The sequence below is a fragment of the Janthinobacterium sp. NKUCC08_JDC genome, from assembly GCF_019345575.1.
GTDB lineage: Bacteria > Pseudomonadota > Gammaproteobacteria > Burkholderiales > Burkholderiaceae_D > Janthinobacterium > Janthinobacterium aestuarii.
Genome location: NZ_JAHKQW010000010.1, coordinates 127,360 through 147,583, shown reverse-complemented (window position 1 = coordinate 147,583; position 20,224 = coordinate 127,360). Strand labels below are relative to the sequence as shown.

16 protein-coding genes are annotated in these 20,224 nt (G+C 64.7%); 7 read left to right on the top strand and 9 right to left on the bottom strand.

All coding sequences use genetic code 11. The features are described 5' to 3' along the window. The 4 genes from KO538_RS20990 to KO538_RS20975 all read left to right on the top strand — a co-directional run bounded on the left by KO538_RS20990 (position 1) and on the right by KO538_RS20975 (position 3,163). Entirely contained in the window at positions 1 to 837 is an 837-nt protein-coding gene (locus KO538_RS20990; RefSeq protein WP_034759967.1) for a YgcG family protein, read from the top strand. Further along, positions 837 to 1,358 carry a TPM domain-containing protein gene (locus tag KO538_RS20985; RefSeq protein ID WP_219329542.1) on the top strand — a complete coding sequence of 174 codons (522 nt, stop codon included), beginning with the start codon at positions 837 to 839 and terminating at the stop codon, positions 1,356 to 1,358. Before KO538_RS20990 ends, KO538_RS20985 begins: the two co-directional genes overlap by 1 nt. Positions 1,359 to 1,442: 84 nt before the next feature. Then, positions 1,443 to 2,207: an SDR family NAD(P)-dependent oxidoreductase gene (locus KO538_RS20980; RefSeq protein WP_219329541.1), complete on the top strand. Its 765-nt coding sequence runs from the start codon at positions 1,443 to 1,445 to the stop codon at positions 2,205 to 2,207. A 542-nt stretch (positions 2,208 to 2,749) separates the two neighbouring features. Continuing rightward, entirely contained in the window at positions 2,750 to 3,163 is a 414-nt protein-coding gene (locus KO538_RS20975; protein WP_072454347.1) for a VanZ family protein, read from the top strand. On the opposite strand, the gene KO538_RS20970 is transcribed toward KO538_RS20975, so the two are convergent. Further along, on the bottom strand, positions 3,164 to 3,463 hold the full coding sequence (locus KO538_RS20970) for a hypothetical protein (protein ID WP_219329540.1): 300 nt from the start codon (positions 3,461 to 3,463) through the stop codon (positions 3,164 to 3,166). Between the two features lie 262 nt (positions 3,464 to 3,725). On the opposite strand from KO538_RS20970, the gene KO538_RS20965 reads away from it, so the two are divergent. Then, a complete protein-coding gene (locus KO538_RS20965; protein ID WP_161781531.1) occupies positions 3,726 to 4,256 on the top strand; it encodes a hypothetical protein in 531 nt (176 codons plus the stop codon). Positions 4,257 to 4,573: 317 nt separating this feature from the next. Here the strand turns inward: KO538_RS20965 and KO538_RS20960 are convergent, their stop codons facing one another. The 5 genes from KO538_RS20960 to galT form a co-directional block, all read right to left on the bottom strand. Beyond that, positions 4,574 to 8,404 (bottom strand): NAD(P)-binding protein, encoded by a 3,831-nt coding sequence (locus tag KO538_RS20960; RefSeq protein WP_257620479.1) that lies wholly within the window; start codon positions 8,402 to 8,404, stop codon positions 4,574 to 4,576. A gap of 55 nt (positions 8,405 to 8,459) precedes the next feature. Next, positions 8,460 to 10,199 (bottom strand): glycoside hydrolase family 2 protein, encoded by a 1,740-nt coding sequence (locus tag KO538_RS20955; protein ID WP_070303442.1) that lies wholly within the window; start codon positions 10,197 to 10,199, stop codon positions 8,460 to 8,462. A 166-nt stretch (positions 10,200 to 10,365) separates the two neighbouring features. Further along, positions 10,366 to 11,445 carry a galactokinase gene (gene galK, locus KO538_RS20950; RefSeq protein ID WP_219329539.1) on the bottom strand — a complete coding sequence of 360 codons (1,080 nt, stop codon included), beginning with the start codon at positions 11,443 to 11,445 and terminating at the stop codon, positions 10,366 to 10,368. Next, positions 11,442 to 12,548, bottom strand: coding sequence for a peptidase M24 (locus tag KO538_RS20945; RefSeq protein ID WP_219329538.1), 1,107 nt, complete (start codon positions 12,546 to 12,548; stop codon positions 11,442 to 11,444). The genes galK and KO538_RS20945 overlap by 4 nt, the downstream gene beginning before the upstream one ends. Continuing rightward, positions 12,545 to 13,648, bottom strand: coding sequence for a galactose-1-phosphate uridylyltransferase (gene galT, locus KO538_RS20940; protein ID WP_219329537.1), 1,104 nt, complete (start codon positions 13,646 to 13,648; stop codon positions 12,545 to 12,547). Before galT ends, KO538_RS20945 begins: the two co-directional genes overlap by 4 nt. A 260-nt stretch (positions 13,649 to 13,908) precedes the next feature. On the opposite strand from galT, the gene KO538_RS20935 reads away from it, so the two are divergent. After that, positions 13,909 to 14,907: an LLM class flavin-dependent oxidoreductase gene (locus KO538_RS20935; RefSeq protein WP_058050642.1), complete on the top strand. Its 999-nt coding sequence runs from the start codon at positions 13,909 to 13,911 to the stop codon at positions 14,905 to 14,907. Between the two features lie 150 nt (positions 14,908 to 15,057). Further along, positions 15,058 to 16,272 carry an MFS transporter gene (locus KO538_RS20930; protein WP_070303292.1) on the top strand — a complete coding sequence of 405 codons (1,215 nt, stop codon included), beginning with the start codon at positions 15,058 to 15,060 and terminating at the stop codon, positions 16,270 to 16,272. Between the two features lie 144 nt (positions 16,273 to 16,416). Here KO538_RS20930 and KO538_RS20925 read toward each other — a convergent pair whose 3' ends face one another. The 3 genes from KO538_RS20925 to KO538_RS20915 form a co-directional block, all read right to left on the bottom strand. Then, positions 16,417 to 18,030, bottom strand: a complete 1,614-nt coding sequence (locus KO538_RS20925) for a M28 family peptidase (RefSeq protein ID WP_219329536.1) — start codon at positions 18,028 to 18,030, stop codon at positions 16,417 to 16,419. 137 nt (positions 18,031 to 18,167) lie between these two features. Then, complete coding sequence (locus KO538_RS20920) at positions 18,168 to 19,004, bottom strand: HDOD domain-containing protein (RefSeq protein WP_034760008.1); 837 nt, start codon at positions 19,002 to 19,004, stop codon at positions 18,168 to 18,170. A gap of 117 nt (positions 19,005 to 19,121) precedes the next feature. Continuing rightward, positions 19,122 to 20,207, bottom strand: a complete 1,086-nt coding sequence (locus KO538_RS20915; RefSeq protein WP_070303294.1) for a BMP family ABC transporter substrate-binding protein — start codon at positions 20,205 to 20,207, stop codon at positions 19,122 to 19,124. Positions 20,208 to 20,224 lie beyond the last annotated feature (17 nt).

Genomic DNA, 20,224 nt, shown 5'->3' with positions numbered 1-20,224 from the left:
ATGAAAGCCTGGTCTTATCTGGCGGCGCTGGCGACGGCGCTGCTGCTGTGGACGATGCCGCCAGCCGGCGCGCAGGGCTTGCAGCCCGTGCCGCCGCTGGCGGCGCGCGTGACGGACAACGCCGGCATGCTCGACGCCAAGCAAAAGGCGGCGCTGGAAGGCGTGCTGGCCGATTACGAAGCCAAGACGGGCAGCCAGATCGCCGTGCTGCTGGTCAAGAGCACGGAACCGGAAGCCATCGAGCAATACAGCATCCGCGTGACGGATGCCTGGAAGCTGGGCCGCAAGGGCGTCGATGACGGCGTGCTGCTGATGGTGGCGAAGGACAATCCCTCGTCGCTGCGCCGCCTGCGCATCGAAGCGGGCCGCGGCGTGCAGGGCGTGCTGACGGATGCGCAATCGAAACGCATCCTGCAGGACGTGATCGCCCCCCATTTCAAGCAAAACGACTATTACGGCGGCCTGGTGGCCGGCGTGGGATCGATTGCCACCCTGCTGAACCAGGAGCAATTCCCCGCCCCGGCCCAGCAGAAGGCGCCGGCCACGGTGGACGCGGGCGGCATGACCTTCTGGCTGCCGCTGCTGTTCTTCGGCTTTCTCGTCGTGCTGACCCTGTTCCGTTCGCGCGGCGGGCCTAACCGCCTGCAGCGCGGCAGCAACTGGTCCAGCGGCGCCACCGGCGTCGTGCTGGGCAGCATTCTCAGCCAGGCCCTGAACAACCGGGGCGGCGGTGGCGGCTTCGGCGGCGGCGGTGGTTTTGGCGGTGGCGGTGGCGGCGGTGGTTTCGGTGGCGGCGGCGGCGGATTTGACGGCGGCGGCGCCTCGGGAGATTGGTAATGACGAAACAACTGACATTCGGCCAACGCTGCGGACGCGCCTTGAAACATTTGCGGGGCACGCCGGCGACGGCGCGCCAAGCGTTTCCGGAACGCACCCTGAAAGCCATCGAGACGGCCATCGCCGACGGTGAAACGATGCACCGGGCGGAAGTGCGCCTGATCGTCGAAGCGGCCCTGACGCCAGGCATGGCCTACCAGGGCGTAAGCAACCGCGAACGGGCGCGCGAACTGTTCGCCCAGTATGGTGTGTGGGATACGGAAGACAACGTTGGCGTGCTCATCTACATCAACCTGGCCGAGCACCAGGTCGATATCGTTGCCGACCGCAACGTGGGCCGCCTCGTCACGCCGGAACAGTGGCAAGCCGTATGCCGCACGATGACCAAGGGTTTCAAGGATGGCAATTACCACGACAGCACGCTCGATGCCTTGCAGCAGTTGAATACTTTGCTGCAAAGCCACTTCCCCGCTGACGGTACGCGCGGCAACCAGTTGCCGAACGAACCCATTCTCCTCTGATTCCTGCCCAGGGATTAAAATCTGCCCATTGCCGCGCAAGCCCGTGGCCTGGGCAGCGCCCCTATTATTCGCCGAGGAGCACACATGAAACTGATCAATAAAACCGCCATCGTCACGGGCGCCACGCAAGGCATCGGCCTGGCTTGCGCCACCCGCCTGATCGCCGAAGGGGCGCAAGTGATGCTGGTCGACATCAAGGAAGAAGGCGCGCAGGCGGCCACCGCCCTCGGACAGCAGGCGCGCTTCTTTTGCGCCGACGTCAGCCAGAAGGCGGACGTCGATGCCATGCTGAAGGAAACCTTGGCCCAGTTCGGCCACATCGATATCCTCGTCAACAATGCGGGCGTCACGCACGCGGCCGATTTCCTCGACGTGTGCGAAGACGATTTCGACCGGGTCATGCGCATCAACCTGAAATCGATGTTCCTGTGCGGCCAGGCCGTGGCGCGCGAGATGGTCAAGCGCAACAGCGGCTGCATCATCAATATGTCCAGCGTGAATGCGGAACTGGCGATCCCGAACCAGGTGCCATACGTGGTGTCGAAAGGCGCCATCAACCAGCTGACCAAGGTCATGGCCTTGAACCTGGCACCGCACGGCGTGCGCGTGAACGGCATCGGCCCGGGCACCATCCTGACGGAACTGGCCAAGCAGGCGGTGCTGTCGAGCCCGCAGGCGCGCCACACGATATTGTCGCGCACGCCGCTGGGCCGCTGCGGCGAGCCGGAGGAAGTGGCCGGCATCGCAGCCTTCCTGGCCAGCGACGACGCCACCTACATGACGGGCCAGACCATCTATGTCGATGGCGGGCGCATGGCGCTCAACTACACGGTGGCCGTGAAGGAATGAGGGCAAGACGAGGAAGTTATATCAAAAAACGATAATGGTTATCTGAAAAGACCATTAGACACATATCGTGCGACGCAGCATAATGCACCTGTCTCCACTATTCTCCTCCAAGAAAATAGTTTTAAGCCCGCTTTCACCAGCGGGCTTTTTTTTTGCTATCAGTCCTGAAACATGGCCATTCTTGCCATGGCGAACAATCTTCCCGGTCATTTGCCTTCCGCAAAAAAAATGTTGCGGCGTGTCATCAGGCCGTCATTTTCGCCCCCTATACTTGCTTCATCTGCTGTACAGGCAACCGATATGCCTGACTACAGACAGGTGTGCCGCGATGGCACACCACTCCCTTTTCATGACCATGGCGAGCGCCGGCAAGGCGCGCGACATGGTGAGCAACTCTCAACTCTTGACCCATTTCATTTGGGTTTTAGGCCCGCGCCCCCGCGGGCCTTTTTTTTGCCCGCACGGCAAGCTCTTGCGCAAAAACACGGTGGCCCGCCATGCACATGATATTGTGACTGCCTTTCCAACCGTCCTCACGCATCATGCCCGCACCCTTGCCCGAACTCTGTTTTTCCGACCGCTATGAACGCTTGCGCTACCGCACCGCGCTGCTGCTGTATGCCCTGGTGATCCTGATCGGCGACATCCCCGGCGTGCGCGCGGACGTGGGCCAATATGCGTCGGGCGGCGTGCTGCATTCCGTCGGCTATGGCGTGCTGGCACTGATCCTGTTCAGCGGCACGGCAGGCGGCATGGCGCGCCGGGCGCTGCTGTCGGTGCTGATGGTGGCGGCCATGGGCGCGCTGGACGAATTCATCCAGAGTTTCCTGCCTTACCGCCGTGGCGCCGTCAGCGACTGGGTGGTCGATATCACGGCCGCCGTGGCCGTGGTGCTGCCGCTCTACTTTTGCTGGCCCGGCATGGCCGCCGCCGCGCTGAAGAAACAGCAGGGCTGATCACGGCGCGGTGTCATCGCCGGCACCGAGCGCCAGCGGCAACTGGCCCTGGCCCGCTGCCGCCCTGCCGGCGATGCGGCGCAGCACCGTGCGCATCTCGCGCCGGCTGGCTGCTCCCGCCGCACGCGCCGCATCGCGCTGCATCTCCATCAACTGTTCCGACCGTGACAGCCTCGTCAAGGCATGCAGGGCCTGGGTCAGCGCATAGCGGGCGCGCGCACCGTTCGCTGCGCCCGGGGCGCCGTACACGGCAATCACCAACTCATTGATCAGCTTGACGCTATGGAAATCGGCAGACATTTATTCTCCTGAAATAAGCAACGGGGAACAAGGGAATGCACGAACGCCGTGCCCGCCCTGCGCAAGAATGTCTTTTATACCAAGCTCGACAATTGAAGCACTTGATGTACCTCAATGTGAAATAACAAGTACCGAACATCTCAGTCCTCCTGCGCTCTTACTAGCAGCAGTTGCGGCCATGCCTGGCATGCGCCATTGACGCTGACCTCCGCCACACCCTGGAAACAGGGTTAACACTTTGTCAGACCAAGAGGAGAACAAGATGAGAGTAAAAAAAACCATGGCGCTGGCTGGCCTGCTGTGTACGCTGGCCGCCTGCAGTTCGGATCCGAATCGCACCAGCATGAGCAGCACGAACGGCCGCAGCGGTGAAAGCTACAGCAATACGGCCGGGACGGGCAGTGCTGGCAGCACGTCGGCCGGCACCGGCACCAGCAGCACCATGAGCGACACCGGCACGGGCAGCAGCGGCACCGCAGGCACCGGCAGCGCCGACGCGCGCACCTCCACGGCCAACAACGCCATGAACATGGACGGCAGCCAATCGGGTGTGAGCATCGCCTCCGCCACGGTGCAATCGATCGAGCCGGTGCCGCGCGGCATGGATCAGGGCAGCAGCGACATGCAATCGGGCAGTTCCGGCACGGCGGGCACCACCTCGGGCAACATGCAATACCGGGTCACCCTGCGCCTGGACGACGGCAGCACGCGGGCCATCATGCAAAACTCCCAGCCCGGCTACCAGATCGGCGATAGGGTCAAGGTGGTCAACGGCTTGCTGCAGCGCTATTGACGTTATGGGGGATCAGCACAGGGATCAGCGCGGCATGCACTGATTACACCTGGCCACTGGCGTTCGGGGTACTGAACGCCAGTGGCCTGCCGCGCCGCCAATGCCCGGGCAACAAACAAGAGGCAAGGCAGGATTCCATCTGCCTTGCCTCTTGCCTCTTGCCTCTTGCCTCTTGCCTCTTGCCTCTTGTCGGTTGCCCCTGGTGACTGTTGTGCCTATTGCTAGTCCCTCCTCCTCATCGTCTCCTTCATCTCCGTCGTGCTCATCGTGTCTACCTCGCGCCGGGAGCGCCATTCCCGTGCTCCCGGCGCAAACGCCTACTCCACCATGCCTATCTTGCGCTGGCTTGCCGCCAGCCCGGCGATCAGTTCCGCCGCTTTTTTCCCGGCCAGGAAGGCGTGGTCGGAATTGTAGTATTCCCACTCGCTGTAGCGCCCCGCCAGCACGATGTCCTGCGTGGACAGCCATGCCTTTACCAGCGCCACGTTGGCGGCCCGCGCGTGGTCGTACACCACATAGGCGTACGGCATGTCCACCTGGTTGGCGGCCAGCAGCCGGTCATCGTCGCGCAACAAGCCCACCGCGATGCAATCGGCCACGCAGCGGTCGATCAGGGCCTGTCCATCGAGCGGCAACGGTTTCCAGGGCGAATAACTGATCTCGCACGTGAGGCCGAAACCGCCCGGCGCATTGCAGTGGGGGCTGGCATTCCCTTGCAGGAAGATACGGTGGAATATCGTCTCTTCCGGATAGTAAATCCAGTGTTTCTCGCTGATGTTTTCGCGCGCCACGCCCAGGTTGACGCAGCGTACGGAAATATGCCGCAAGGCGCGCGCCGCCGCCTGTACCTGCGGCGGCGCCTGCTCGCCAATCAGGCGCACCAGTTGCGGCAAGGGCATGGTGCTGAGCAAATGCTGGTAGCGGAAGCGGCGGCCGTCGCCCAGCACGACCACATGCTGGCGTGGCAAGACCTGCACCACATCGGCATTGAGTTCCAGCTTGCCTTGCAGGTGCGGCAGGAAGCCCGACATCAAGGCCTGGAAACCGCCGCGCAAGGGATAGCCGAAGCGCGCATTCGGGCCCATCGGCCTGGCCACCGGTTCCAGCGCACCCTCGATGATTTCTTCCAGGTTCGGCAAGGGCACCCGCCCGCCCAGCCACGACGTTTCCATCTCGGCCAGGGGCACGGTCCACAATTTCTTGTTGTAGGGAATGGCGAAATGGCGGGCGATGCCACTGCCCCACACCTGATGGATGAATTGTTCGAAATTGGGCGCGCTCTGGGCTTGGGCTGGTGCCGCCACGGCATCGTGCACCTGCTCCAGCCCCGTGCCGCCGTCGGCGCAGCAGTCTTCCACGGCGCAGGCCGCTGCCGGTGCCTGGCCCGAGGCGACCGGCGCCTTGCCGTAGCGCGCCTCGATGGCGCCGACGATGCATTCCTTGATGACGGCCGGCGGCAAGCCGTACAACGCTCCCTGGAATGGGTAGCGCGTGTAGACCTGCTTGCTGTAGACCCAGGCTTCGCGGTTTTGCCAGTGCAGGTTGGCGCCCAGCAAGGTGCGGTACATGTCGAGCACATAGTCGTCGTTGGAAAACATGATATGACCCGCGTGATCGAAGGTAAAACCCCGGTCCTGGATGGAGCGGCACCAGCCGCCCACGGCGGCATTTTTATCCAGCAGCAAGGTATCGGCGCCCAGGTGATAGGCGGCGCTCAAGCCCGTCGGGCCGGCGCCGATGATGGCGCAGGCCACGGCTTGCGGCGCACCGGGGGGATGCAGCAGGTTGACATCGGCGCCGGCGCCCGGTGTGGCGGCCTGCGCCGTGCTGGAGGCGGGCACCTGCTGGCGTGCGCCCTGCCCCGGCGGCGTCGTGTCGAGCAAGTTGCGCATCTGCTCCACCGTGGCATCCCAGGAGGTAGCCTCGGCGATGGCGCGCATGCTGGCGGCCATCGCCGCGCGCTGTTCCGGCGTCGCGGCCAGCGCCGCCTCGCAGGCGGCAACAAAGGCTTCCGGCGTATCGGCAATGGCCACGATGTCGCCATACGGCACGGCCACATCGGTGATCGACGTGCTGACGATGGGCAGCTGTGCCGCCATGTATTCGAGCACCTTGGTCGGACTGATGAAGCGGGTCGCTTCATTTCTGGCGAAGGGCAGCAGACACACGTCCCAGCCGGCCAGGAAGTGCGGCAGCGCCTGGTAAGGCTGCTGGCCCAGGTAATGGATATTCTGCCGCTGCGGCAAGCTGGCCGGGTCGATCTTGAGGATGGGACCGACCAGCACGATTTGCCAGTCGGGATGGGCGTCGGCCAGCGCCGCTACCAGGGCCGGCTCGAAACGCTCGTCGATCACGCCATAATAGCCGAGCCTGGGCCGGCCGATCTCCGCTTGCGCGGGATGGCCATTGTGGCGGTCCAGCGCCTGTTCGAAGTGCACGGTATCAACGCTGCTGGCGAAGCAATGGACGTTCGCGTGGCGCGTGCGCTTCGCCTCGAACAGGCTGGGGCCGCCCGCGAACACGAGGTCGGCGCGCGCCAGCAAGGCCGTTTCGCGCTGCAGCAGTTGCCGAGGCGCATTCTTGAATGCAGCCAGTTCATCCATGCAGTCATACACGACCAGATCCGCGTGCAGGGCCGGCAGCAGCGGCAGCGCCATCGGCGTATAGAACCACACGATGGGATCGTCGGCAGGCGTGATCTGGCTCAGCAGGGGCTGCAGCACGGCCAGCTGGTCGTCGTGAAAGCCGGGCGCCTGCACGGCCGTACGGGGCTGGCACACGGTCACGTTCGGTGCCGGCGTGGACAGTTCCAAGGTGCCGGGCCCATCGTGCCAGACGGGTTCCTCGACGAAGACCACGCGGTAGAACTGCGCCAGCCGTGACAGCAGCTGCTGCGGACGCTGATACACGAAATTCCAGCGCAAATGGGAAAAAACGATGATGGTTCGCATGCCAGTTCCTTTCTGCCCCGCCAGGGCAAACGTTGAACAAAGTTGTCCGGTCAGGCGCTGTGCCTGCCGTAGTGCCGCCGCGTAAGGGGGCACGAGGATGCGCCGCAGCCGCTCTCCCCCCTCGCCTTCCAGGCCGACATCCCACAGGCCGCTGTGGTGCCAGTGGCTGGCATCATCCCAGTCGGGCCGGTCGATAATGGGATAGATGCAGATGCCGCGCAGTGCGGCGCCATGCTGGACGGCCAGCGCCGCCTCGGCGGCCACCTCGCGTATCCACGCACCGCGCCCGCTGCCCACGTGGCTCGTTTCCGCCAGCAGCAGCGGCCGCTGATAGCGCGCCTGCACTTCCAGCAGCAGCTGGTGCAAGGGCATGCGGCGCGGTTCGCCCAGATGCCACCACAGGCGCAAATTGCTGCCGCTTTCCCACTGGTTGCTGTGGTAATAGTTCAGGCCGATCAAGTCCAGATAGCGCGGCGCGCCGCCCAGTTCCGGCGCTTGCCAGCCGCACAGCATGTCCCACGCCTCGAACTGCGAGGCACGCCAGGCGGCCGCCTGCGCAACCCAGTCCGTGCGTCCGGGCGGCGCGGTCACGTGGATCAGGGGATCGCATTGCAGGAAGCGCGCCTGCGGGCTGACGGCGCGGATGGCGTCGCAGCCGGCCACGGTGGCGCGCACCAGCTGCCGCTTGCCTTCGTGGCCCGCATCGGGCCGGTACATATTCAGGCATTGGAACATGTGCACCGACAAGCCCCAACTGGTAAACGAGATTTCATTGATGGGCGAATACACGGGCGCGCGCCCCGCATATGGCGCGAGGAACTGCGCCGCCGCCCGGCAATAGCGGGCAAAGCGCGGCACGAAGTCGGGTGAAAACAGGTCGAGCTCGGGCGGCCAGCCGTAGTGGCAGAAAGTCCAGTTGATTTGCAGTCCCAGCTCCTGCGCCACGGCGGCGCGCTCCTCGATGCCGGAAAAATCGAACTGGCCATCGCGCTCGGCCAGGCGCCAGCCTATGCTTTCGCGCACGCTGCGGATGCCGAACTGGCGCAGCAGCAAATAGTCTTCGCGCACCCGGTCCAGGTGGCCCGTGGCACGGTTCATGTCCAGCGCCTGGCCGCCATGGGTAACGTGGTCGGCGCCCTCGTAGCCCGCCTGCCAGTAAGTCGGGAACGGCGCTGCCGCGCCATCGGTATCGGCCATGCCTGCTCCTCTTGATGTGATGAACCAGATGAAACGTGCCGGGCCCGGCTCGCGGTCAATTGAGCCGGATATTGCGGGTGGCCGCGCTGAGCAGCTCCAGCGCGGCCTTCGGCGTTCGGTCCGCCGTCAGCAAGCCATTGGTTTCCTGGAAGGTGTCGGCGAACTGCGTGTAGCAAAAACCGCTGAACATCTGCGCCGTATTGACGACGTTCATCAGGCGCCGGTAAATATCGAGAAAAGCCGCCTCGTTGCCCACGCGCGCATAGCCCCAGGTTTCCGCCGATTCGCTCTGTTCCCTGTCAAAGGCAATGCCGCCAAATTCCGTGAGGACGATGGGCTGGCCCCGGTGCGGGAAGCCGTCGAGCGTGAGGATGCGTCCGCCCGGGCGGCGCTGGTCGAACAAGGTGGTGCGGGCCGAATCGCTGATCGCATAGCGCGCCTGCAGCCGTTCCGGATCGCAGTCGTAATCGTGGATGCCGAGGATGTCCGTGGCCGACGCCTCCCAGCCATCGTTGCCAATCACGGGCCGCGTGGGGTCGAGCGTGCGCGTCAGGTGATACAGCGCCTCGACGGCGTTGCGGTGGGCCTGGATGGCCGTCAGGTTGGGCACGCCCCACGATTCGTTGAACGGCACCCAGACGAGGATGCACGGATGGCTGTAGTCGCGCTCGATGACGTCCGTCCATTCGCGCACCATGCGCGTGATGGCCTTGCTGGAAAAGCGGTACGTCGATGGCATTTCTTCCCACACCAGCAAGCCCAGGCGGTCGGCCCAGTACAGGTAGCGCGGGTCCTCGATCTTCTGGTGCTTGCGCACGCCGTTGAAACCCAGGGCCTTGGCCAGCTCCACGTCGCGCCGCAGGGCGTCGTCGGATGGCGCCGCCAGCAGGGTGTCGGGCCAGTAGCCCTGGTCGAGCACGAGGCGCAGCGGATACGGCCGGCCATTGAGCATGAAGCGGTCGCGGTTGATCGCCACCGAGCGCAGCGCCGTGTACGATTTGACCGTATCGAGCAGCTCGTCGCCATGCCACAAGGTCACTTCGGCATCGAGCAGGATGGGCCGTTCCGGACTCCACAGCAGTTCGTTGCGCGAATCGTCGATGCCGGGATCGGACAGGGCGATCTTGCGGCTCGCTTCGTTCTCGATCAGCTTGTACTGGTCGTCGGCCAGCAGGTTGTCGCCATGCCAGATGCGCACGGCCACCGTGAGGTCGTCCTGCAAGTCGCCCGTAGCGAAGACGTCGCAGCCGATTTCGTAACCTTCGAACACGGGCGTCCAGCGCAGCTTGCCGATATAGGTGGCCGCCACGCGTTCGATCCACACGCTTTGCCAGATGCCCGTGGTGCGCGGATACCAGATGGAATGGGGCAGCAGCTGCCAGTCCTGCTTGCCGCGCGGCTTGGCCAGGTCGTGCGGATCGTCCTCGACGCGCACCGTCAGCACTTGCGGCCCGTCGGACAGCAGCGCATGGCTGATGTTGGCGACAAACGGCGTATGGCCACCCTCGTGGTCGGCCACCACGTGCCCGTTCAGCCATACCTTGGCATGGTAGTCGACGGCGCCGAAATGCAGCAGCACGCACGGGCCGCCCGGCTGCAGCAAAAATTCGCGCTGGTACCAGCAGACGCGGTGAAAACCACGGTCGCCCACGCCGCTAGCCTGCGATTCCGGCGGAAACGGCACGATGATGTCGTGCGTCCAGTCGATACCGCCATCGGGCAGCCGGTAGCGCCGCTCATTGTCAAAGGTAAAACGCCAGGCGCCGTTCAACGATTGCCAGTTTTCGCGCACCATCTGCGGGCGGGGATACGCGAAGCCGCCCTCGCCAGGCAGGGCTGTCCCGGCCTGGGCATCATTCGTATCGGATGGGGAGAGATGGTCATTGAGCATGCCTGTTGGAGGCATGCGGCACTGAGCAAGTTCCAAAGAAAGAGGCTTGCTTTGTCACGCATGAGCAAGATCAAACCAAGCTCAATTCAGGGGGAACCACCATGCGTGCGCTGTGTCCTTCGGCGTTAAAGCGCTGCACCACCGTGCGCCCCGTGCTGGCCGCGCACTGCTTGCGGCACAGGGCCACGCAGGCGCCGCCAAAACCGGCCCCCGTCAGGCGCGCGCCGTACACGGCGGACTGCGCCGACAGCAGCGCCACCAAGGTATCGAGCACCGGCAGCGACACCTCGTAGTCATCGCGCAGGCTGGCGTGCGACAGCGTCATCAACTGGCCGAAAAGCACGGGACCATGCTGGCCGCACGCTTGCAGCACGCGCAGGTTTTCGCTGACCACGTGGCGCGCGCGGCGGCGGTACGGCTCGGGCAAGCCTTCCACCACGGACGGCTCGCGCACGTCGCGCAACGCCGCCACGCCCAGCAGGCGCGCCGCCTGTTCGCACTCGGCGCGCCGCACGTTGTACGCGCTGCCTGCCAAGGTGCGCGGCACGCCGCTGTCGATGACCAGCACCTCGCTGTCATGGGGCAGCGCCAGCAGTTCATGGCGCAGGGTGCGCGCATCGAGCAGCAGCATGTGGCGCTCGTCGGCCAGGCTGGACGCCATCTGGTCCATCACGCCGCAATTGACTTGCGCGTAGCGGATTTCCGCCTGCTGCCCCATCAGCGCCAGCGACACGTCGTCAATCTGCAGTCCCAGCAGCTGGCGCAGCGCGCGCAGCATGGCGATTTCCAGCGCCGCGCTGCTCGACAGGCCGGCGCCCGGCGGCACGTCCGAATCGATATGGCCACGCACGGCCGGCACCGCGACGCCGCGCTCCTCAAGCAGGCGGATGCAGCCTTCCAGGTAGCGGCCGAAACCGGGCGGCGCGGCGCACTGGCGCTCGAAACGCACGAGTTCGTCAAGGGTCGCCGAATAGAACTGATGGTGGCCGTCGGCGGCCAGCGCCAGCATCACGCGCGTGCGCTGCGGCGTGGCGCACGGCAGCATGTAGCCATCGTTGTAGTCCGTATGCTCGCCCAGCAGGTTGACCCTCCCGGGCGCCGAGGCCGCCACCACGGGGACGGCGCCGAAATACGCGTCGGGGGTGATCATGGCAACTCCAGGGTTAGCGGACGCAGCCGTCCCTCCACCGAGGTGACCGGCCAGTCCGGGTCGCAAGTCAGGTTGTGCAGGCGCCCGCCGCTGAGCAGGAAAGTGTCTTCCACCATGCTGCCGGGCAAACTGGGATGGAAAGCCAGGGCCATGCCGTCCTTCAGGGCAATTTCCGTGTGCGCGCCGGCGGCCACCTCGGGCGCGCGGTAGCCGGCGATGCCGCCCTGCCGGAATTCCTGCACCGTATCGGGCTGGCCCGCATACGCATAGGCGCTGTCGAGGGCGTGATACACCATGCTCAGCGCATGCCCCGCCACGCAGGCGTCGAGCGCCACCGCTTCCAGCGCGAGGATGGCCGCATCCGCTTCGCCGATGCCGTCGCGCGCGGGGCGGAAGCGGCGCTGGCGGCTCAGGCTGGCGCACAGGCCGTAAGCTTGCGCGCACAGCGCCAGCACGGCCCGCTCCCCCAGCGGCGACGCGGCCGGTGGCGCGCGCCGGTATCGCTCGAAGCGCTCGGCGCCCGCCGCCAGCACGTACACGGCGTGCAGGCCGCGCGACCACAGGGCACGGGCGCAGGCGCCGGCCAGGTCCTGCTCGCTCCAGTCGGGACGCGCGGCGCGCAGCGCTTCGCTGGCGGCCGCGGCGGCCAGGCGCCCCACTTCGCGGTAGCGCGCCTGTTCCGGCGCCAGCAGGGGCAGGCGCTCCTCGCGCAGGGCAACGGGCAGACAGCGTTCTTGCAGGCCGGGCCGGTCGCACAGCACGGGCCGCCCTCCCGCCGCATGCTGCACGAAATGCTCGCGCAATTCGGCCAGCCGCGGCTGCATCCACGGCGTCACTTGCCACGTCCAGCTGCCGCGCACTTCTTCCTGACGCAGCCGCTGCGCCTCGGCCGCATCCGTCAGGATGTAGGCCGCATCGCGCGTGACGAGCACCTCGGCACAGCCGCACTCGGCTGAGTGGCCGGCGCTGCCCGACGCCCCCGCCGTGGCCCAGGCGAACCAGTCCACGCCGCGCAGGCGCACCGCGCCAGCCCTTTCCTGTTCCAGCCAGCCGCGCATCTGCGCCAGTTTATGGGCAATTTCCAATTCCACATTCCAGTTCATGCGATTTCCTCTGACATTTCCCATGTCACGCGCACTTGCTGCAACTGCCGCGCCGACTCCTCGGGCAAAGCATCCATGGCGTACATGCCGGCGGCCAGCTCCGTGCCGGCCAGGTATTTGAGCCGTTCGCGCGTGCGGTACGGCGGATAAAACTGTGCGTGCAACTGCGTTTCCGGATGCGCGCGGCCGTCTGTCGGCGCCTGGTACCAGGCCATCAGATAAGGCATCTCGCGCTGCCACAGGCCGTCGTATTTCAGCAAGACGGTTTTCAGGGCGCGCGCCAGATCCTCGCGCTGCGCCGCCGACAGGGCCGCAAAGCTGTCCGTCTGCCGCCGCGGCATCAGCCACGCTTCATACGGGTAGCGGGCACAGGCGGGAACAAAAGCGACGGCCTCCGGCCCCAGGTACAGCAATCGCGTGCCGCCATCGGCTTCGCGCCGCGCCATATCCACCAGCAAGGCCTGGCCATGCTCGGCGAAATACGCGTGCTCCTGCTCCAGCATGCGCGCCGGCACCGGAGGAACAAAGGGATAGGCGTAGATCTGGCCATGCGGATGGTGCAGCGTCACGCCCACTTCCGCGCCACGGTTTTCGAACGGCAGCACATAAGCGATGCCGGGCCGCTTGGCGAGTTCTTGCGTGCGCCCGGCCCACGCTTGCAGCAGCAAGACGATGTGACTGACGGGCAAGGTGCCCAGCGAGGCGCCGGCATCCTGGGCGAACACCACCACTTCGCACTGGCCGGCGGCCGGCGCCGTGGCCACCGTCAGGTCGGGCGGGTCATGGGCGTCCAGCGCCAGGGTGGGAAAGCGGTTGTCGAAGACGGCGATATCGTAGTCGCCGGCCGGCAATTCCGTCGGATGGGCGGGATCGCGCGTGGGCGCCAGCGGGTTGTACTCTGGCGGAGGGAGGAAGGTGCGGCCCTGGCGATAGGCCGCGTACGCGACCCACTCGCCGCGCAAAGGATGCCAGCGCAAGTGCGGATTGGCTTCCTGCGGCAAGGGGAAAGGGCTCGGTGCAACGCCAGCGACGACGATGGGACGCCTACTGTAAAGGGTCAGCTGGCGCCCGTCGGGTTTGACGAGTTGCTCGCAATACATGATGTTTCACAATCTTAAGGCACGAATTCTTAAGACTGGGGCTGGCAAGGAAAGTTCCAGAGTTTGCGGCAACTCCGCCAGTTCAAGCAGCACCGATCCCGACCGGCACGAGTTTTTTACCGATCAGTACGCAAATTCCCGATTCGCATTATCATGTGCACAGCCTGTCATCCCTGCCGCTTTCAAGGCCGACCCTATTGTCGTCAGGGGATAGACAAATCGTCCATTGTGATTTTCCACCACGTCCCGATATCGCTACCATGATTCCATTTTCCATACTCGACCTGGCCCCCATCGCCGAAGGCAGCGACGCCAGCCAGTCGTTCAAGAACACGCTCGACCTGGCGCAGCACGGCGAACGCTGGGGCTACAACCGCTACTGGCTGGCCGAACACCACGGCATGCCCGGCATCGCCAGCGCCGCCACGGCCGTCGTCATCGCCCATGTGGCGGCCGGCACGACAACCATCCGTGTGGGTGCAGGCGGCGTGATGCTGCCGAACCACTCGCCGCTCGTCATCGCGGAACAGTTCGGCACCCTGGAAGCGCTGCATCCGGGCCGCATCGACCTGGGCCTGGGCCGCGCGCCCGGCTCCGACCAGACGACGGCGCGCGCCCTGCGCCGCGACCTGCAGTCCGACGCGGAACAATTTCCGCAGGACGTGCTGGAATTGATCGACTATATGTCCGACGAGCCGCGCCAGCGCGTGCTGGCCGTACCCGGCAAGGGCGCGAAAGTGCCCGTGTGGATACTGGGCTCGAGCCTGTTCGGCGCCCAGCTGGCCGCCCACCTGGGCTTGCCGTATGCATTCGCCTCGCACTTCGCGCCGCAGATGATGATGCAAGCCGTGGCCTATTACCGCGAACATTTCAAGCCGTCAAAACAATTGGCGAAACCGTACGTGATGCTGGGTTTTAATGTATTTGCCGCCGATACGGATGCCGAGGCGCACTTGCGCGCCACGTCGATGCAGCAGGCCTTCGTCAACCTGCGCACGGGCCGCCCGTCGCGTCTGCAGCCACCCGTGCCCGGCTACCTCGAACAATTGGGCCCGCAGGAACGCGCCATGCTCGACTCCGTCCTGTCCTGCACGGCCATCGGCGCGCCGGACACCGTGAAGGCGAAAATGGCCACCTTCATCGCCGAAACGGGCGCCGACGAGCTGATGATCACTTCGCAGATCTTCGAGCACCAGCACCGGCTGCGCTCGTATGAAATCACGGCGCAGGTGCATGCAGAGCTGGCAAGCGCGCAGTAAGTTTTAACTCTCCCTCGGTATATATCCCCATATACCCTTTCCCCGGCCGTCGGCAACGATCGCCGGGATTTTTTTGCCTGCCCGGCAAGAAATGCGCAGCCCCGCTATCATGCTTATCCAAAAGCATCACTCGAAGAAAGTTGTAACCGCATGAAATCCGCACCCTCTACCGTCGATGCCAGCGCCCTGCTGACGTCGACCCGCATCCTGCTGTTCGCCCTGTCCGCCGGCGTGCTCGTCGCCAGCCTCTACTACGTGCAGCCGCTCACCTCCATGCTGGCCGCCTCGTTTGGCGTCAGCGTGCCGCAAGCCGGTTATCTGGTCACGGCCACGCAGATCGGCTATGTGCTGGGCATCGTCTTCCTGGTCCCCCTCAGTGACGTGCTGAACCGCCGCCAGTTGCTGACGTGGATGCTGATCGCCAAGATAGCCGCCCTGCTGCTGGCCGCCACCAGCCAGAACATCATCGTCTTTGCCATCGCCAGCGTCTTGATGGGGATCACGTCCAGCGCCTTGATGGTAGTGACGGCCATGGTGGCCTCGTACGCGCCCGATCACAGCCGGGGACGCATGGTGGGCACCGTCATGACGGGATTGTTGCTGGGCATCTTGCTGGCGCGTACCGTCTCCGGCACGGTGTCGCAGATCAGCGGCGGCTGGCGCACCGTCTACGTACTGGCGGCCATCGTCGTCGCGGCCCTGCTCGTCATGTTGCGCCGCATCCTGCCGAACGAGGCGCCGCGTGGCAAGCTGCAATACGGAAAATTGCTGGCCTCCCTGGCCGACATCATCCGCCAGGAACCGTTGCTGCGCCAGCGCGCCCTATTCTCGGGCCTGGGCCTGGGCACCTTCAGCGTGTTCTGGACGGGCCTGACCTTTTTGCTCAGCGGCGAACCCTATCACTATTCGGAAATGCAGATCGGCCTGTTCGGCCTGGCCGGCGCCACGGGCGCCTTTGCCGCCAACACGGCGGGCCGCATGGCCGACCGCGGCTACGCGCGCCAGGCCACGTGGCTGCTGGCCGTCGCCTCGATCGCAGGCTGGGCTCTGATCGGCTTTGGCGCCCATTCGCTCGTACTATTGCTGATCGGTATCGTCCTGCTGGACATGGGCGTGATGGGCCTGCAAGTCACGCACCAGTCCATCATCTATAAACTGGCGCCGCATGCGCGCGCAAGGGTGACCACCGTGTTCATCGCGGGCGGCTTCATCGGCGCATCGGCAGGCTCGGCCCTGGCCAGCGCCAGCTATGCGGCCGGCGGCTGGCCCGCCCTGTGCATGGTGGGCGGCGCCATGCCGCTGCTGATGCTGATCGTGTGGAGCAAGTACCGGCATACGCAGCGGCGGCTGGAGCGGGCAGCCTGATCCGACGCTGCGGCGCCAGCCATGTTGTCGGATTACGCTCTACGAGCTAATCCGACCTACGCCTGATGCTGGTGAAACAAGCCACGTAGGTCGGGTTAGCGCGCCAGCGCGTAAGCCGACAACATTGTTGGCACGAACCACCTCTTACTTGGCAGCCTGTTCGCGCGCCTTGCCAAACGCATCGCCCGGCTTCCACGCCGGCATCTTCACCGCGTTGGCCACGGCTAGGCCCAGGTTCAAGGTAAATTGCGCCTGCTGCGTCATGCCCGACAGATCCCAGCTGGCGTCGTACTCATCGGTGACTTGATGGTAGCGGGGGCCATAGGCGGCCGCCTTGGCTTTCGACTTTTCCACGTCCTTGATGTACTCGCGTCCGCCATTGATGGAAAACGCGGGCACACCCGCCTTGGCAAAGCTGAAATGGTCGCTGCGGAAGTAGCCACCGGCCAGGTCGGGACGCGCTTGCGCGATGTGCATGCCCATGGATTTCGCCACCGTGGCGGCCATGGCCCCCAGCTCCGTGCGCTCGCTGCCCTGCGCGCCGATGTCGTGCGTAGCGCCAACAAAGTTCAGGCTGTCCAGATTCAGCGCGGCCGCCGTCTTGTTCAAGGGCCACAGCGGATCGGCCGCATACGCTGCGCTGCCCAGCAAGCCTTGTTCCTCGGCCGCCACCCACAGGAAAATCTGCGTGCGCTTCGCAGGCTTTTTCACGGCTTCCTGCGCCATGGCCAGCAGGCCTGCCGTGCCCGAGGCATTGTCGACGGCGCCGTTGTAGATGGTATCGCCAGTATCTCCCTGCTTGCCCAGGTGATCCCAGTGGCCACTGTAAATGACGGCTTCCTCTTTCAGTGCCGGATCCGTGCCCGGCACCATGCCGGCGATATTGAATTGCTCCACCTTGCGCACGATGGACTTCATTTCGCCCGACAACTTGGCATTCAAGGCGACGGCCTTGAAGTCCTTGCTTTCCGCCTGCGCGCGCAAGGCGTCCAGGTCCTGCCCACCGGCCGCAAACAGGCGGCGCGCCGCGTCTTCCGCGATCCAGCCCTGCAACGGCGTACCGGCAGTACGGTCAGCCAGTTGAAAACGTTCGCTGCCGCTCCAGCTGTTCTGCACCACGCTCCAGTCGTACGAGGCCGACGGTTTCGTGTGGATCAGCAAGACGCCAGCGGCGCCCTGGCGCCTGGCTTCCTCGAACTTGTAGGTCCAGCGGCCGTAATACGTGAGCGCCTTGCCGGCAAAGCGGTTTGGTTCGGCAGTGGTCGGCTGCGGGTCGTTGACCATCATGACGACGATCTTGTTTTTGACATCGGCACCCTTGAAATCGTTCCAGCCTTCTTCCGGCGCCGTGATGCCGTAGCCGACAAATACCAGTGGCGCGTCGAACGTATGCGCGGCAACGGAGTCGCCCGTGGCCCAGACCCAGTCCGGACCGAAGGCCAGCGGCACGGCCTTGCCGTCCGCCATCGCCTGCAGGCTGCTATCTTGTGGCAAGGATTTCACGCCGGCAATTTGCACGCTCTGGCGGTAGCTGTTGCCGCGCACGGGTTTCAAGCCGGCCATCTGCGCCTGGGTTTCCAGGTATGCCACCGTCAGGTCGGCGCCGCGCTGGCCCGTGCCGCGGCCTTCCAGTAAATCGTTGGACAGGAAGGCCAGGTGGGCGCGCAAGGGCGCTTCCTGCACCACGGGCAAACCGGTCGCGGCGTGGGCGGAAAACGCCAGCGCGGTCAAGGTCAGGGAAGAAAACAGCTTCTGCATAAGATCCTTTGGGTAAGAGGAGGAAAGCGGTACGGCGGATAGCCGGGCCGGCGATTGTATGCCATGGGGAAAGGCGCATCAAAATGCGGACGAAAAAAATCCCCGCGGCAAGGGCGGGGATGTTTCAGGAAGAACGCTCAGACCAGCAGGGCCGCCGCCAGGGATTCGATTTCTTCCGCCGATTCCTCGAGGATGGTGTGCAAGGTGCTGCCGCCGATGCCAAAGTCGATCTTCGCCGCCGCCTGGCGCCGCGCGGCGCTTTCCGGCGGGTGCAAAGGCGAGCCGACGGGCGACAGATCGTTGGCCAACACCAGGGTCGCGCCCAAGGTGCGGGGCGGGAACGTGCTGCCGCCGTGCCACATGCCTTCCACGGCTTGCAAGACCAGGTCCGGCACTTGCAGCTGGCGCAGCACGCCGCGGCCGATCAGCTTTTCGCCGTATTCGATCCAGTCTTCGGTATTGTCGTCCAGCAGACCCGGATATTCCTCGGCGCGCGACAGCAGATAAAAGCCGCCCACTTCGTGCACGATGGCGGCGAACATGGCCGTTTCCACGTCCACGTGCGTGACTTTACGGGCGATCACCTGGCTCAGCGCGGCCACGTGAGCCGTGTGTTCCCACAGCCGGGCCGCCTTGGCGCGCAATTGCGGGTCTGTGATCTGGCTGCCCAGCTGGCGCACGATGACGGACGCCACCATCGATTTCAGGGTGGCAAAGCCCAGGCGCGAGACGGCCGCGCGCACATTGGCGATTTCATTGCCGGAACGGTTGTAGGCGGCCGAATTGGCCAATGCCACGACCCGGGCCGACAGCAGCGGCTCGGCCATGACCATGCGGGCGGCCGCTTCGATATGGCAATCGGGGTCGTCCAGCGCTTCCTGCAGCTTCAAGGTGGCCTTGACGTTGGCGGGGAACGTCAGCTCACCCTTGCTCGCTTGCAACGCGATAATCTTGAATACTTCCAGTCTGTCCATGGGTCAATCTCCGGTACGGGCCTGTTCAGGCGCTGCTGTGTTGGACGGGCCGGGAATGCGCTCCCCGGCCCGGCTCCCGTTTCCGGCAATATTACAGCAAGTTTATACTCAAACCTATTACTTTCCGGAAACTTTCCCGGCCACGCCTTCGACAAAATAATCCATCTTCGTCAGCGCCGCATCGTCCAGCACGCCTTTGTCCAGGCGCACCTTGCCATCGTTATCCTTGATCGGCGCGCTGAACGGATTGAGCTTGCCAGCTACCAACTCTTTCTCACGCGCCAATACAAACTGTTTCACGTCGGTCGGCACGGCGGCGTTAATGCCTTCCAGCTTGACCATGCCATCCTTGATGCCGCCCCAGGTGCTGCTGGACTTCCACGTACCGTCGAGTACGGCTTGCGCCTGCTTCGTATAGTAATCGCCCCAATGGTGGGTGACGGCGGCCAGTTGCGCTTTCGGTCCGTATTTTTTCATGTCCGAGTGGTAGGCGATCGCATACTTGCCTTTCTCTTCGGCCGCCTGTACCACGGCGGTCGAGTCCGTGTGATGGGTGACCACGTCGGCGCCCTGGCCGATCAGGGTGATGGCCGCGTCGCGCTCCTTGCCCGGGTCGAACCAGCTATTGACCCACACCACTTTCACTTCCGCCTTCGGGTCGACACTGCGCATGCCGCGCGTAAAAGCGTTAACTCCCTGCAACACTTCCGGGATGGGGAATGCCGCCACATAACCGGCGACGTGGGTCTTGCTCATCTTTCCCGCCAACACGCCGGCCAGGTAGCGGCCCTCGTAGAAACGGGCATTCGTGTTGGCCACATTGACGGCCGTCTTGTAGCCCGTCAAATGAATGAACTTCACATTAGGAAATTGTTTCGCCACTTTCAAGGTGGGATTCATGTAGCCGAACGAGGTCGTAATGACCAGCTTGCTGCCCGTCTGCGCCAGGTCGCGGATCACCCGTTCCGCATCGGCGCTCTCCGGCACGTTTTCCACGTACTTGGTGGTGATCTTGCCGCCCAGCGCCTTTTCCATTTCCTTGCGGGCCTGATCGTGCTGGGTGGTCCAGCCCGCGTCGCCAATGGGGCTGATATACACGAAGCCGACATTCAGCGGAGCGGCAGCGGGCGCGGCGGCCATGGCGGGCATGGAGGACATCAGCGCAGCACCGCAAACGGCGGCGCACAACAGTTTCTTGGACATGGTTTTCCTTGTGGTCA

Excerpts from the sequence above, each read along its gene's own strand:
- KO538_RS20990 (WP_034759967.1), top strand. The coding sequence starts at position 1 with ATGAAAGCCTGGTCTTATCTGGCGGCGCTGGCGACGGCGCTGCTGCTG.
- KO538_RS20985 (WP_219329542.1), top strand. The coding sequence starts at position 837 with ATGACGAAACAACTGACATTCGGCCAACGCTGCGGACGCGCCTTGAAA.
- KO538_RS20980 (WP_219329541.1), top strand. The coding sequence starts at position 1,443 with ATGAAACTGATCAATAAAACCGCCATCGTCACGGGCGCCACGCAAGGC.
- KO538_RS20975 (WP_072454347.1), top strand. The coding sequence starts at position 2,750 with ATGCCCGCACCCTTGCCCGAACTCTGTTTTTCCGACCGCTATGAACGC.
- KO538_RS20970 (WP_219329540.1), bottom strand. The coding sequence starts at position 3,463 with ATGTCTGCCGATTTCCATAGCGTCAAGCTGATCAATGAGTTGGTGATT.
- KO538_RS20965 (WP_161781531.1), top strand. The coding sequence starts at position 3,726 with ATGAGAGTAAAAAAAACCATGGCGCTGGCTGGCCTGCTGTGTACGCTG.
- KO538_RS20960 (WP_257620479.1), bottom strand. The coding sequence starts at position 8,404 with ATGGCCGATACCGATGGCGCGGCAGCGCCGTTCCCGACTTACTGGCAG.
- KO538_RS20955 (WP_070303442.1), bottom strand. The coding sequence starts at position 10,199 with ATGGTGCGCGAAAACTGGCAATCGTTGAACGGCGCCTGGCGTTTTACC.
- galK (WP_219329539.1), bottom strand. The coding sequence starts at position 11,445 with ATGATCACCCCCGACGCGTATTTCGGCGCCGTCCCCGTGGTGGCGGCC.
- KO538_RS20945 (WP_219329538.1), bottom strand. The coding sequence starts at position 12,548 with ATGAACTGGAATGTGGAATTGGAAATTGCCCATAAACTGGCGCAGATG.
- galT (WP_219329537.1), bottom strand. The coding sequence starts at position 13,648 with ATGTATTGCGAGCAACTCGTCAAACCCGACGGGCGCCAGCTGACCCTT.
- KO538_RS20935 (WP_058050642.1), top strand. The coding sequence starts at position 13,909 with ATGATTCCATTTTCCATACTCGACCTGGCCCCCATCGCCGAAGGCAGC.
- KO538_RS20930 (WP_070303292.1), top strand. The coding sequence starts at position 15,058 with ATGAAATCCGCACCCTCTACCGTCGATGCCAGCGCCCTGCTGACGTCG.
- KO538_RS20925 (WP_219329536.1), bottom strand. The coding sequence starts at position 18,030 with ATGCAGAAGCTGTTTTCTTCCCTGACCTTGACCGCGCTGGCGTTTTCC.
- KO538_RS20920 (WP_034760008.1), bottom strand. The coding sequence starts at position 19,004 with ATGGACAGACTGGAAGTATTCAAGATTATCGCGTTGCAAGCGAGCAAG.
- KO538_RS20915 (WP_070303294.1), bottom strand. The coding sequence starts at position 20,207 with ATGTCCAAGAAACTGTTGTGCGCCGCCGTTTGCGGTGCTGCGCTGATG.